The sequence below is a fragment of the Mesorhizobium sp. CNPSo 4684 genome (assembly GCF_057784315.1).
On record NZ_JBWLUX010000015.1, the window covers coordinates 150,278 to 162,020 of the forward strand.

13 protein-coding genes are annotated in these 11,743 nt (G+C 62.6%); 8 read left to right on the forward strand and 5 right to left on the reverse strand.

From position 1 onward, the window contains the following. Nucleotides 1–3 precede the first annotated feature (3 nt). Together AC04SG_RS16330 and radC are read right to left on the reverse strand one after the other, a co-directional pair. Nucleotides 4–1,032: an ABC transporter substrate-binding protein gene (locus AC04SG_RS16330; protein ID WP_352557493.1), complete on the reverse strand. Its 1,029-nt coding sequence runs from the start codon at nt 1,030–1,032 to the stop codon at nt 4–6. Between the two features lie 163 nt (nt 1,033–1,195). Beyond that, nucleotides 1,196–1,966: a RadC family protein gene (gene radC, locus AC04SG_RS16335; RefSeq protein WP_488551871.1), complete on the reverse strand. Its 771-nt coding sequence runs from the start codon at nt 1,964–1,966 to the stop codon at nt 1,196–1,198. Between the two features lie 198 nt (nt 1,967–2,164). Between radC and AC04SG_RS16340 the strand changes: the two genes are divergently transcribed. Genes AC04SG_RS16340 through AC04SG_RS16350 form a run of 3 tightly spaced genes read left to right on the forward strand, consistent with a single transcriptional unit; the run spans nt 2,165 to nt 5,134 of the window. Continuing rightward, entirely contained in the window at nt 2,165–3,016 is an 852-nt protein-coding gene (locus AC04SG_RS16340) for a MipA/OmpV family protein (protein WP_488551872.1), read from the forward strand. A 25-nt stretch (nt 3,017–3,041) separates the two neighbouring features. After that, nucleotides 3,042–3,812: a response regulator gene (locus AC04SG_RS16345; protein WP_488551934.1), complete on the forward strand. Its 771-nt coding sequence runs from the start codon at nt 3,042–3,044 to the stop codon at nt 3,810–3,812. After that, the gene (locus tag AC04SG_RS16350) at nt 3,809–5,134 is read left to right on the forward strand and encodes a sensor histidine kinase (RefSeq protein WP_488551873.1); all 1,326 of its coding nucleotides are present in this window, start codon (nt 3,809–3,811) and stop codon (nt 5,132–5,134) included. The genes AC04SG_RS16345 and AC04SG_RS16350 overlap by 4 nt, the downstream gene beginning before the upstream one ends. A gap of 32 nt (nt 5,135–5,166) precedes the next feature. Here AC04SG_RS16350 and AC04SG_RS16355 read toward each other — a convergent pair whose 3' ends face one another. Then, a complete protein-coding gene (locus AC04SG_RS16355) occupies nt 5,167–6,069 on the reverse strand; it encodes a LysR family transcriptional regulator (RefSeq protein ID WP_488551874.1) in 903 nt (300 codons plus the stop codon). 107 nt (nt 6,070–6,176) lie between these two features. Here AC04SG_RS16355 and AC04SG_RS16360 point away from each other — a divergent pair, with 107 nt between their 5' ends. Then, entirely contained in the window at nt 6,177–6,923 is a 747-nt protein-coding gene (locus tag AC04SG_RS16360; protein WP_488551875.1) for an SDR family oxidoreductase, read from the forward strand. A 43-nt stretch (nt 6,924–6,966) separates the two neighbouring features. Then, nucleotides 6,967–7,869, forward strand: a complete 903-nt coding sequence (locus AC04SG_RS16365; protein WP_488551876.1) for an SDR family oxidoreductase — start codon at nt 6,967–6,969, stop codon at nt 7,867–7,869. Nucleotides 7,870–7,943: 74 nt separating this feature from the next. On the opposite strand, the gene map is transcribed toward AC04SG_RS16365, so the two are convergent. Next, a complete protein-coding gene (gene map / locus AC04SG_RS16370; protein WP_192257239.1) occupies nt 7,944–8,771 on the reverse strand; it encodes a type I methionyl aminopeptidase in 828 nt (275 codons plus the stop codon). A gap of 256 nt (nt 8,772–9,027) precedes the next feature. Here map and AC04SG_RS16375 point away from each other — a divergent pair, with 256 nt between their 5' ends. The 3 genes from AC04SG_RS16375 to AC04SG_RS16385 all read left to right on the forward strand — a co-directional run bounded on the left by AC04SG_RS16375 (nt 9,028) and on the right by AC04SG_RS16385 (nt 10,216). Continuing rightward, a complete protein-coding gene (locus AC04SG_RS16375) occupies nt 9,028–9,297 on the forward strand; it encodes a hypothetical protein (RefSeq protein WP_488551877.1) in 270 nt (89 codons plus the stop codon). A 197-nt stretch (nt 9,298–9,494) separates the two neighbouring features. After that, entirely contained in the window at nt 9,495–9,794 is a 300-nt protein-coding gene (locus AC04SG_RS16380) for a DUF982 domain-containing protein (protein WP_488551878.1), read from the forward strand. Nucleotides 9,795–9,940: 146 nt separating this feature from the next. Further along, a complete protein-coding gene (locus AC04SG_RS16385) occupies nt 9,941–10,216 on the forward strand; it encodes a DUF6074 family protein (RefSeq protein ID WP_112564854.1) in 276 nt (91 codons plus the stop codon). Nucleotides 10,217–10,239: 23 nt separating this feature from the next. Here AC04SG_RS16385 and AC04SG_RS16390 read toward each other — a convergent pair whose 3' ends face one another. Next, complete coding sequence (locus AC04SG_RS16390) at nt 10,240–11,742, reverse strand: efflux transporter outer membrane subunit (RefSeq protein ID WP_488551879.1); 1,503 nt, start codon at nt 11,740–11,742, stop codon at nt 10,240–10,242. Between the last annotated feature and the right edge of the window lies 1 nt (nt 11,743).

Below are 11,743 nucleotides of genomic sequence, written 5' to 3' on the forward strand. Positions count from 1 at the left end.
CTGCTATTGCGGCAGCGACGCGACCTCTTCGTCCCATTTTTTCAGAAGGCGCTTGCGCTCTTCGCTCGATCCATACTTCTTGAAGTCGTAGTCGATCAGCTTGATGGCAGCGAGGTCCGGCGCCTTGTCGGAGGTTTTTGCCGCCTTGTTCGACGGAACCTGGAACGACCCCGCATCCTGCGCCGTGGACTGGACATCGGCCTCGAGCGCCCAGTCGTAGAATTTTTTCGCGGCCTCCATGTTGCGGGCGCCCTTGATGATCGATTCCGAGCCAATCTCGTAGCCGGTTCCCTCGCAAGGGGTGACCGGAACGATCGGGAATCCGGCGACGACCTGCGACACGGCGTCGTGGATGAAGACGATGCCGATCGTGGTCTCGCCAAGCCCGGCGGCCTTGATCGGCGCCGAGCCCGACTTGGTGTATTGGTTGACGTTCTTGTGCAGGGCTTTCAGGTACTCGAAACCTTTGTCCTCGCCGAACAGCTGAACGATGGTCGCCAGCATGTTGTAAGCTGTACCTGAGGAATTCGGGTTGGCGACCTGGATATGCCCCTTGTACTCCGGCTTGGTCAGATCGGCCCAGCATTTCGGCTCGGGCAGATTGTTCTTGGCGAGCAGATCCTTGTTGTAGCCGAAGCCCAGCGCCCCGGAGTAGATGCCGACCGTGCGGTGGCCGGATGTTTCAGCCTGCTTGATCGCCCAGGGCTGCAACTGGTCGAGCAGGGGCGATTTGTACTCCTCGGTCAGACCTTCCTCGGCCGCCTGCAGGTGTGGATCACCGGTGCCGCCCCACCAGATGTCGCCCTTGGGATTGGCCGCCTCGGCGCGCAGCTGGGCATAGATTTCGCCAGCGCTCTTGCGGGTCATGTCGACGGTGATGCCGGTCTTTTCCTCGAAGGCCCGCGCCGTCTGTTGACACCAGACCTCGTCGACGCCGCAATACATGGTCAGGCTTTCGGCGGACGCCGATGACGACGCGCCCCACATGCCGGCCGCAAGGATACCGGCGCCGAGAATCGCCCTTTTTATCATGTTGAATTCCTCCCTAGGTTATTTGCCGACTTATGAAACCCAGATAGGCGGAAAATTCAAGTTGGAAGGTGGCTGGCAAGTTTTTGCTTCGAAATACAGCCGAATTTGATCTTTCTGCGGTGCCGCGACCCGCAGAAAGCAAGTGGACTGCGGCTTGCCTGGCTTAGATCAGCAGCAGGCCCTTCATCGAGGCATTGCCCTTCTTGCCGATGATGATGTGATCGTGGACGGCGATGCCGAGCGGCTTGGCGCTGTCGATAATCTGCTTGGTCATCTCGATGTCGGCGCGCGACGGCGTCGGGTCGCCCGAGGGGTGGTTGTGCACCAGGATGACGGCGCTGGCCGACAGTTCCAGCGCGCGCTTGATCACTTCGCGCGGATAGACCGGCGTGTGGTCGACGGTACCGACCTGCTGCACCTCGTCGGCGATCAGCACGTTCTTCTTGTCGAGGAAGAGGATGCGGAACTGTTCGCGGTTCTCGAACGCCATGGCCGAGCGGCAATAGGCAAGAAGCTGCGTCCAGTTGGACAGCACCTCGCGGTCGCGGACTTCCGTGCGCGCCATGCGTTGCGCTGCTGCGGCAATCACCTTCAGGTCGACGGCCACGGCGGGGCCAATGCCCTTCACCTCCTGTAGCAGCGCCACCGGCGCGCCGAGCACTTCGCCGAATGTGCCGAAGCGCGCCAAAAGGGCCTTGGCGATCGGCTTGGTGTCGACACGCGGGATCAGGCGAAACAGCAGCAGTTCGAGAAGCTCGTAGTCGGGCAGGGCGTCGGGACCGCCGGCAACGAAGCGCTCGCGCAAGCGATCGCGATGGCCGTGATAGTGTGGCTTCTCATCCGATTTGTCTTTTGGCGCCTTGTGTTTCGCCGGCGGTTCAATCCACCGCTCGGAGAAGAACCCCCGTTCATCGTCATTGCCGTTGTTCGCCATATGCAGCCCACATCCCTTCGACGCAGACATTAGAGCTTTTCTGGCGTGGATTGAAACAGTTGGTCGCGCAGATAGTGGAGGCGGCAAGATGCAGCCACGATTGCGCAACAAAACTTAACACCACTTAATGCATGCAGCCACCTTCACCTGAAATGCTGACAGCATCGGGGGCTTTCGCCTTTTATGCCTGGAGCACGCATGTTCGCTAAAATCGAGACTGGAATATTTGCCGGCAGGGCATCTGTCGCGGCGATGGCAATCCTGTTTTCAACGCATTCGGGCATGGCAGCCGATGCCATTGCCGTGAATTCCGACGATTTCATCCCGCCGCCCGACGTTTCCCGATTTGGGCGCTTCGAGCGGAAACTGGCCGATTGGCACGTCGTCCTTGGCGGCGGCGCCATCATCGTCCCCAAATATGAGGGCAGCGACGAGTTCAAGGTCATGCCGGTGCCTTTCGTCACCGCGACATTCCTCGACATCGTGACGATCAATCCGTCAGGCGCCAGCATCGCCGTCTATGAACAAGGGCCGTTCGAATTCAGCGCGCGACTTGGCTATGAAATGGGCCGCAAGGAGGACGATGCCGATCGCCTTCGCGGCCTGGGCGATATCGACATGGGCGCGAAAGTCGGCGTGAAGGCGGCCGTGAAGTTCGGCCCGGCTGAAATCTTCGCCCAAGTTGACAAGACCATCGGCGGCAGTGACGGTTTGCAGGGCGAGGTCGGGATCGAGCTTAGCCGGCCTCTGACTGAATCACTGATCGTCGGCGCCAGCGCATCCGCGGTCTTTGTCGATGAAAATTACATGCAGGCTTATTTTGGCGTCACGCCGGAACAGTCAGCTCGCTCGGGGCTGGCGCGTTATGATGCCGGGGCCGGGTTGAAGCGCGCCGATTTTTCGATTTCCGCCACATATATGCTCGATGCGAACTGGATGGTGCGTGGCGAAGCGGGGGTCGGCATTCTCCTGGGTGACGCCGCCGACAGCCCGATCGTCGTCGACAAGGTTCAGCCCTCGGGGATGCTTCTGGTCGGATACCGGTTCTGACACCAGGCAGGCGCCAATGCAGGCTATGACAAAATCCGAGCTGGCCTGGCAAAGGCAGCAAGACGATCTGAACGCTCAATCGGCAAGGCAGGGCCCGCGCATACTTATCGTCGAAGACGATTTCGAGATTGCACGCATGCTGGGCGACACGCTTGCCGAACACGGCATGATCGTGGAAATCGTCGGCAACGGTGCGCGGATGAACGCGGCGCTTCGCGCTCAGAAATTCGACCTCATCGTGCTCGATGTCATGCTGCCGGGTGAAAGCGGCCTCAACATCTGCCGCCGCCTTCGTGCCGAAACGAACATCCCGATCCTGATACTGACCGCGCTTGGTGAAGAAATCGACCGTATCTTCGGGCTGGAGATCGGTGCGGACGATTACGTGACGAAACCGTTCAGCGGGCGCGAACTGACCGCGCGGATACGCGCCCTGCTGCGCCGCGCAGCCTATGCTCCTGAAGAGCGGGATCGATCGAGGGTGCTTCGCTTCAACGGCTGGCGCATCGATCCCATACGCCGACAACTGCATGACCCGAGCAATGCAAGGGTTGCCACCACCACGCATGAATTCGACCTGCTGCTTGCATTTTGCCGCAATGCGGGCCGTGTTCTGTCACGCGAAGAGCTTCTCGGCGTAACGCATGCCGGGCTTGCCGGCCCGATCGAGCGGAGCGTTGACGTCCACGTCAGCCGGATCCGCCAGAAGATCGAAAAGGATGCGCGCGATCCGGTGCTGCTCCAGACCGTTCGGCTGGGAGGTTACATCTTCACCGCGACGGTGGAGGAAGCATGAGGAATTTCCTCGGCCGTTTCCTGCCGCAGTCGGTGCGTGGGCAGTTCGCGGCAATCATTGTCGTCGCGGTGATCGTGATCCTGTCCACCGGCTCCGCCGTCGAGAGTTTTACAGATTATTTCGACCTCCCAGCCGTGGAAGACAGCGCCAGACAAACTGATGTTGTCGCTACCCTGCTGCGCGGGGCGCGGATGGAGGATCGCGGCGTGATTCTGGCAGCGGCACGGCGAGCTGGCTTTGACTTCAAGACGCTCCCCAGGGAACAGATCCGCGCTATCCCAACGTCTTACCTGGAATGGCAAAGCATCCCTTGGCTTCAGCGGATCGAAAAGGCTTCGATTGATGGGCGCTGGATGAGGATCGGCGGCCAATACGCGTTTGTCGTCGACCTGGACCAGCAGAGCGTCCTGGCTCATTTCGGCATGCCCGATTCCTTTCTGACATCAGGCACCGTCCGTTCTTCGTTCTACAGATTCATGGCCTTCGTTGCCTTGCCCACGCTGATCTGGCTCTTTGCCGTATGGACCGTCACAGGCCCGCTGAAACGCATCTCCACGGCTGTCGGTTCGGCTGAGATCGAAAATGGCGACGAGCTTTTCATCGAACGCGGGTCCACCGAGATGATCGGCCTGACGCGCGCTCTCAACCGGATGAGAACACGTATCCGGACGATGATCGAGAACCGCACGCGCATGTTGCGTAGCGTCAGCCACGATTTGCGCACGCCCTTGACGCGGCTGCGGCTTCGCGCCGAGCGCATGGACGAGAATTCCATTCGCACGGCAATGCTGACCGACATTCAGCATATCGAAGACCTGATCAGCGAGACCTTGACGTATCTTCGCAACGACGTCTCGACAGAGAAGCTGCAGCGCGCCGATATTGCCAGCGTGCTGCAGACTGTTTGCGCGGAATTCTCCGATGTGGGGTTCTCGGTATCATATTCGGGGCCGGACCGGCTTCTGGGCTGGTGTAAACCCAATGCGCTGGCCCGTGCGATCACCAATCTCTGCGACAATGGGGTCAAATTCGCCGGCAACGTCACGGTCGCATTGACGCAGACCGGCTCAGCGGCACGCATCGCGGTTGGTGACGACGGGCCGGGCATTCCGATGACGGCGCGCACCCAGGTCTTCGAACCCTTCTTCAAGGAAGATGCCTCGCGCGGCGTTGCTTCGAAACATGGCTTTGGCCTGGGCCTCTCGATCGTCGCGGACATTATCCAGGGACATGGCGGCAGGATCGAACTGCAAGACAACCAGCCCAACGGACTGATCGTTACCGTCGACCTGCCGAATGAACCGGCGACCCAGCTGTCATGACATGCATCCGCCCGGAGCGATGGGGCGGCGCTTCATTCGGCCCGCGAGGTTCGATTGCGGAACTGTTGCGCCATCCAGTCGATGAACACGCGCAGGCGCGGCGACAATTGGCGTGTGGGCGAATAGAGGACGTGAACCGGTAACGGTGTCGGCGGAAAGCCTGCGAGCACCTCGACCAGCGCGCCGCTGGCCAGTTCCGAGACGACCCGGTAGCGTGGCACCTGGATCAGCCCAAGACCAAGGCATGCGGAAGCGACATTGGTCTCGGGGCCGGTCACAGTCACATTGGCAGGCAAGGTGATCCGGCGGGGCTTGCCGTCGATGCTGAAGACGAGCGGAATGATTTCTGCTGCCTCGGGCGACATCAGCCCGACCATTTCGTGGCCCGCAAGATCGTCGGGCGTCTGCGGCGTGCCGAAGCGGCTGAGGTAGTCGGGGCTGGCGAAGGTGCCCCTTTCCAGCGTCGCCAGGCGTCGCTTGACCAGCGGACTGTCGGACAGTTCGCCAACGCGCAGGAGACAATCGAACCCCTCACGGATCATATCCAACGGCTGGTGCATCTCGCTGATATGCAGCCGGATGTCCGGATACAGCGCACGAAAGCGGGGCAGGCCGGGCAGCAGGAAATACCGCGCCTGGGTGCCGTGCATGTCGACGCGGACCAGGCCTGATGGCTTGGCGCCGACAAAGGCGCCCTCGGCGTCTTCCAGATCGGCGACCAGGCTGACGCAGCGCTGATAATAGGCTTCGCCGTCCAGTGTCGGGCTGACCTGACGGGTCGTGCGCTGCAAAAGCCGCACGCCCAGCCGTGCCTCCAAACTCTTGACCGCATCGGTGACGGATGAGCGGGGCAGGCCCAGGTCGTCGGCGGCCTTGGTGAAGCTGCGCCGTTCGACGATACGGATGAAGACGCGCATGGCGTCGAAGCGATCCATTGTTCGAAATCTCGAATGATGATGTCGGATTATGCCTGATTATCCGCTAGGCGGGAAGGCGCATCTTGTTGGCAGCCGATCAACGGTACTCAACAAGGAGACAGACCATGACCAACCAGATCAATCAGAGCAAGATCGCCCTCGTCACCGGCGCCTCGGGCGGCATCGGCGCTGCTGTTGCCGAGCGCCTCGCCAAGGACGGCTTCACCGTCGTGGTGAACTATGCCGGCAACGCCGCCTCGGCAGAAGCGGTCGTCGCCAGGATCGAAGCGGCCGGAGGCAAGGCCGTGACGGCCAAGGCAGACATTTCGGACGCTGCCGCGGTGACCCGCATGTTCGACACGGTCGAAACCGCTTTCGGCGGCATCGACGTGCTGATCAACAATGCCGGCATCATGAACCTCGCCACCGTCGCCGACAGCGACGACGCGCTGTTCGACCGCACGATCGCCGTCAATCTCAAGGGCACCTTCAACACATTGCGCGAGGCGGCGAAGCGGCTGCGCGACGGCGGCCGGATCGTGAATTTCTCGTCCAGCGTCGTGGGCCTGCTGCAGCCGACCTATGGCGTCTATGCCGCCACCAAGGCTGCCGTGGAAGCGATGACCAGCGTGCTTGCCAAGGAACTGCGCGGCCGCAACATCACCGTCAACGCCGTCGCCCCGGGGCCAACGGCCACCAAGCTGTTCCTCGACGGCAAGCCGCAGGACCTCGTCGATCGCCTGGCCAAATTGGCCCCGCTCGAACGTCTCGGCCAGCCCAAGGATATCGCCGACGCCGTAGCCTTCCTCGCCGGGCCGGACGGCGCCTGGATCAACGGCCAGACCTTGCGCGCCAATGGCGGGATCATCTGATCCAGCCGCCCCGCACACCCAACCTCAATCAAGGAACATCGTCATGTCCAAATTCGTCATCCTCGTCACCGGCGCGTCCTCGGGCTTCGGCCTGATGACCGCCAGGTCCCTGGCCGAAGCCGGCCACACGGTCTACGCCACCATGCGCGAGACCACCGGGCGCAATGCGCCCCAGGTCGCTGCCGTCGCCGCGTGGGCCACTGAGCACAAGGCCGATCTGCGCACCGCTGAGCTTGACGTGCAATCGGAGGCCTCGGCCGAGGCCGGTATCGCCCACGTCATCGCCGATGCGGGCCGGCTGGATGTCATCGTTCACAATGCCGGTCATATGGTGTTCGGTCCCGCCGAGGCGTTCACACCCGACCAGTTCATCCAGCAGTATGACGTCAATGTTCTGGGGGCGCAGCGGGTCAATCGGGCGGCACTTCCGCATCTGCGCGGGCAAGGCAAGGGCCTGCTGGTCTGGGTCGGCTCATCTTCGACGCGCGGCGGCACCCCGCCGTTCCTGGCGCCTTATTTCGCCGCCAAGGCGGCGATGGATGCACTGGCCGTGTCCTACTCCACCGAGCTCGCTCTGTGGGGGATAGAAACCACCATCATGGTTCCCGGCGCCTTCACCAAGGGCACCAATCATTTCGCGCATTCGGGCAAGCCGTCCGATGCGGCGCGCGTTGCCGAATATGAGGCCGGACCCTATGCCGGTATCGCCGATCGGGCGCTGAAGGGGCTGGCTGGCCTCGAGCCCGCCGATGCCGATCCGTCGGAAGTGGCGCGCGAGATCGTTCGCGTCGTGGATATGCCGTTCGGCAAGCGGCCGTTCCGCGTCCATGTCGACCCGTCACAGGACGGCGCCGAAATAGTCAACGGCGTTGCCGACCGCATGCGCCGCGAAATCTACCGCAACATCGGCCTCGAAGAGCTGCTTCACCCGGCTGTTGTCGGCTGAGGTCGCTAGCCACAAGAACAAGAAACACAAAACGGGCCGGCGCTGTGTCGTGGCCCGTTTGCGTATTTGGATCGCTAGGCCGGCAGGCCGGGGCGGTCGAGCTTGTTTGGCGACAGCGTAAAGATCTCGCAGCCGGTCTCGGTGACGCCGATCGTGTGTTCGTACTGCGCCGACAGCGAGCGGTCGCGCGTCACCGCCGTCCAGCCGTCCGACAGCACTTTCACATGCGGGCGGCCAAGATTGATCATCGGCTCGATGGTAAAGATCATGCCCGGCCGCATCTCGACGCCTTCGCTTGACGTGCCGTAGTGCAGGATGTTGGGCGCGTCATGAAACAGCTGGCCGACACCGTGGCCGCAGAAATCGCGCACCACCGAGCAGCGCTCGGCTTCGGCATAGGTCTGGATGGCAGCGCCGATGGCGCCGGTGCGGGCGCCTGGCCGGACCGCCGCGATGCCGCGCATCAGGCATTCATGGGTGACTTCGAGCAGACGCTCGGCGGCGCGCTTGATGGTGCCGACCGGATACATGCGCGAGGAATCGCCGTGCCAGCCATCGAGTATGTAGGTGACATCGATGTTGACGATGTCGCCATCCTTCAACGGCTTGTTGTCGGGAATGCCGTGGCAGACGACATGGTTGATCGAGGTGCAGGACGATTTGGTGTAGCCGCGATAATTGAGTGTCGCCGGCAGCGCGCCATGGTCCATGCCGTATTCGAAAACGAAACGGTCGATTGTCTCGGTGGTGACGCCCGGCTGGACCATAGGCACCAGCTCGTCGAGGCAGCGCGCGGTGAGATCGCAGGCCTTGCGCATTCCCGCAAAGCCTTCCTCGCCGTAGAGGCGGATCTGGCCGGTGTTTCTGAGGGGTGCCGTGGCGGCGTCGAGATAGGTGACCATAGTGTCCGTTTTGTCTGTAAGCGGGCGATGAATATCAGCCCGTTCGAAAATCTTCCCAGATTTGGCACTGGAAGCCGCAAGGTTCAAGGAAGAACTGCCGGCGAGGGACTCGCGCTGGCGATATTCATGCATTGCGACGCTGTCTTATGCCTTGTCCCGCCCGCACGAACCTCCCTTTTAGGGCTCGGTCGGCTAGGCCGGTGGAAATATCATGAGATCTTGCCGTCCCATCGCGTTCAAGCGCGCAAAACCAGTCATGACGCCGATCTGGGCGACCTGCTCGAGCTTGATGGCGTTTCTGCTAAACGGAGGGCGGCGCCCGCGGCCGGTCTCGGCCGCTTTGTTCCTCTCGGTGCAGGTGCTCATCTGCATCGGCACGGCCTATTGGGCGATCGCCGAGACGCTCGGCATGGCGGGAACCGCCGCACTGGTTCTTGCCGCCATCTTTGCTCTGCCATCGGCCTATGTGCTCTTCATAGCCGTGCGTATGGCCTATGAGGCCGAGACCGATCCGGCCAACCAATAGCAACAAATCCCAGGAACGAGTGCAGCGGTTTCCATCAGGAATTGCTTAAAAACAAAGCGTTAAAGTGCGCGCCTGTGCGCGCTTTAAACGCCCGAATGCTGCGACCGCAGTGACGACACATTCTTGCGCGACATCGGGTCAAAGCAACTTTTGACGACGAACGGCGTTGTGGCGAGACCAGTTCGGGAGACTTGGAAATGGACAGATTGCAATTCGAGGTGCCGGTGCGCATCGCGCCCGCGCGCGGGCTGCCGGTAGAGGAGATTTACAGCGTCGAACAGGCGCTGGATGTCCTGCATGAGTGGCCAAAGAAGCGACAGGGCAAGGTCTATGAGGCGGCGTTCAACGCTTGCTTTGGCGCCACGGTGGATGTCGTCAAGACCGAGGACGCCTGCCGTGCGTTCATGGCGTTCTGCCGCGTCAGCGGCCTGCTGGCCAGGGACATGATGATCACGGCCAAGCGCGGCGGCGGCGAGGCGAGGGGCCTGCGGATTTAGAGCCTTTTTGATCCGGAGGCTGACCACCCGACTCGCTCGGATCAACGCGGACTCCGCGCCGTTAAGGTTCCGTTTCCGACTTCACAGCTAGGCATGACGCCATAGAGCAGCGTCTGATTCGTTGCGTCAGTGTCATGGTGCAGAATATGTCCTCAGCAAATGTGCGCGCCTTTCCGCTAGACCGGCAAACCATGCTGGTGCGCGAGGTGGCGGCCAGGCTGGGCAGGCTGCATGGCGACACGGCCAATTCCTTCTGGAAGGCCACGGCGCGCGAACTCCTCGACAAGGCGATCGCCGCCGGCAGCGACGCGGCTTCGGCCGCCAACGATGTCCGCCGGTTTTTTGCCGCCGTCCAGGACGAGATGCATTTCAAGGCGAATGATGCCGCACCGGGGCAGCGCCAGACGCGCACCCGGCTCTAAGCAGAAGCACACTGACACGCTCATCACTGCGTGGCGGGCACCGACGACGCCAGCCGTGGACCGGTCTTGGCGTCGACGATCTCGGGCTTGGTGCTGTCGATCGTGCCGTCCCAGCCACCGCCGAGCGCCTTGTTGAGCGCGACATAGTCGGTGGCGATGGCGATGCGGCTTTGCAGCAGATCGTCCTCGGCCGAATAGAGCGAGCGCTCGGCGTCCAGCACGTCGAGAAGGCCGGCTTCTCCTGATTTGAACAGCGTGCGCTCGAGATTTGCCGCCTCGCCATAGGATTTCACCGAAGCCGCGAGCTTGCTGTTCCTGATGCGCTCCTGGTGCAGCGCGACGATGGCGTTTTCGACATCTTCGAGCGCCGACAGCACGGACGTCTTGTAGGCTATGAAATACTGATCGCGCTCGGCCCTGGCGACGTCGGCCGCCGCGTTCAGCTGCCCGGCATTGAAGATCGGCACGCTGAGCGTCGGTCCGAACGACCAGCCGATGGTGGAATTCTTGCCGAGGTCGCCGACCCTGAAAGCCGAGGTGTCGATATTGCCGGTCAGGCTGACCGCGGGATAGCGGGCCGCCTCGGCCTGGCCGACCTTGGCGGTGTATTGGGCATATTGCCGCTCGGCCATGCGCACGTCCGGCCGGGTCAGCAGGATGTCGGCCGGAATACCGGTCGGCAGCGGCAGGCGCGGCGTCGGGATCGGCGCGCCGCGCTTGAGCCGCTCGTTCAGCGCCGCCGGCGGGCGGCCGGTCAGCACGGAAAGCCGGTGTACGGCTTGGGCGTAACTGGCCTCGAGCGAGGGAACATCGGCCGCAGTAGCGCTTGCCTGTCCCTGGGCCTTGGCGACGTCGGCCGCCGTCGCCGTGCCGGCCAAAAGCATGGTGCGGGTCAGCGTCGCGGTCTGCTGCTGCGATGCGGCGGTGCGGCGTGCCAGCTGGATGCGTGCCTGGAAGCCGCGGGCCTGCGCATAATAGGAGGCGACGTCGCCGACCAGGGTCAGCAGCGTCGAGCGCAGCTCCTGCTCGGAAGCGTCCACGCCGTAGCGCGCGGCTTCGACGCCCCTGCGGTTGGCGCCGAACAAGTCGAGCTCCCAGCTGGCGTCGAAGCCGGCCTGGTAATAGCTGTAGGCATCGCCGGCGCTCCCGCCTTCCGTGGTTGCGGCGGTCTTGCTGCGGGTGGCCGAGCCGGAACCGTCGGCAGTGGGGAACAAGGCTCCGGCGCTCTGGCGGTAGCTGGCGCGCGCCTGGCGAATCTTGGCCTTGGCGGTGGCGACGTCCAGATTGCCGGCAACCGCCTCTTCGACAAGCGTGTTCAACTGGGGATCGCGTAGGCGCTGCCACCATTGCGACAGTTGCGGCGGCCTGGCTATTGAAGCCGTCTTCTGGTCGCTCCAGCTTGCCGGCATCGCCAGAAGCGGCTTCTCATAGTCCGGGCCGACGACGCAGCCCGAAAGCAGGACAACGGCAAGCATAGGCAAAAGCGTCCGCTTCGCGGCCGGACGGCCACGTTCAAAACCTGTCATA

Excerpts from the sequence above, each read along its gene's own strand:
- AC04SG_RS16330 (WP_352557493.1), bottom strand. The coding sequence starts at position 1,032 with ATGATAAAAAGGGCGATTCTCGGCGCCGGTATCCTTGCGGCCGGCATG.
- radC (WP_488551871.1), bottom strand. The coding sequence starts at position 1,966 with ATGGCGAACAACGGCAATGACGATGAACGGGGGTTCTTCTCCGAGCGG.
- AC04SG_RS16340 (WP_488551872.1), top strand. The coding sequence starts at position 2,165 with ATGTTCGCTAAAATCGAGACTGGAATATTTGCCGGCAGGGCATCTGTC.
- AC04SG_RS16345 (WP_488551934.1), top strand. The coding sequence starts at position 3,042 with ATGACAAAATCCGAGCTGGCCTGGCAAAGGCAGCAAGACGATCTGAAC.
- AC04SG_RS16350 (WP_488551873.1), top strand. The coding sequence starts at position 3,809 with ATGAGGAATTTCCTCGGCCGTTTCCTGCCGCAGTCGGTGCGTGGGCAG.
- AC04SG_RS16355 (WP_488551874.1), bottom strand. The coding sequence starts at position 6,069 with ATGGATCGCTTCGACGCCATGCGCGTCTTCATCCGTATCGTCGAACGG.
- AC04SG_RS16360 (WP_488551875.1), top strand. The coding sequence starts at position 6,177 with ATGACCAACCAGATCAATCAGAGCAAGATCGCCCTCGTCACCGGCGCC.
- AC04SG_RS16365 (WP_488551876.1), top strand. The coding sequence starts at position 6,967 with ATGTCCAAATTCGTCATCCTCGTCACCGGCGCGTCCTCGGGCTTCGGC.
- map (WP_192257239.1), bottom strand. The coding sequence starts at position 8,771 with ATGGTCACCTATCTCGACGCCGCCACGGCACCCCTCAGAAACACCGGC.
- AC04SG_RS16375 (WP_488551877.1), top strand. The coding sequence starts at position 9,028 with ATGACGCCGATCTGGGCGACCTGCTCGAGCTTGATGGCGTTTCTGCTA.
- AC04SG_RS16380 (WP_488551878.1), top strand. The coding sequence starts at position 9,495 with ATGGACAGATTGCAATTCGAGGTGCCGGTGCGCATCGCGCCCGCGCGC.
- AC04SG_RS16385 (WP_112564854.1), top strand. The coding sequence starts at position 9,941 with ATGTCCTCAGCAAATGTGCGCGCCTTTCCGCTAGACCGGCAAACCATG.
- AC04SG_RS16390 (WP_488551879.1), bottom strand. The coding sequence starts at position 11,742 with ATGACAGGTTTTGAACGTGGCCGTCCGGCCGCGAAGCGGACGCTTTTG.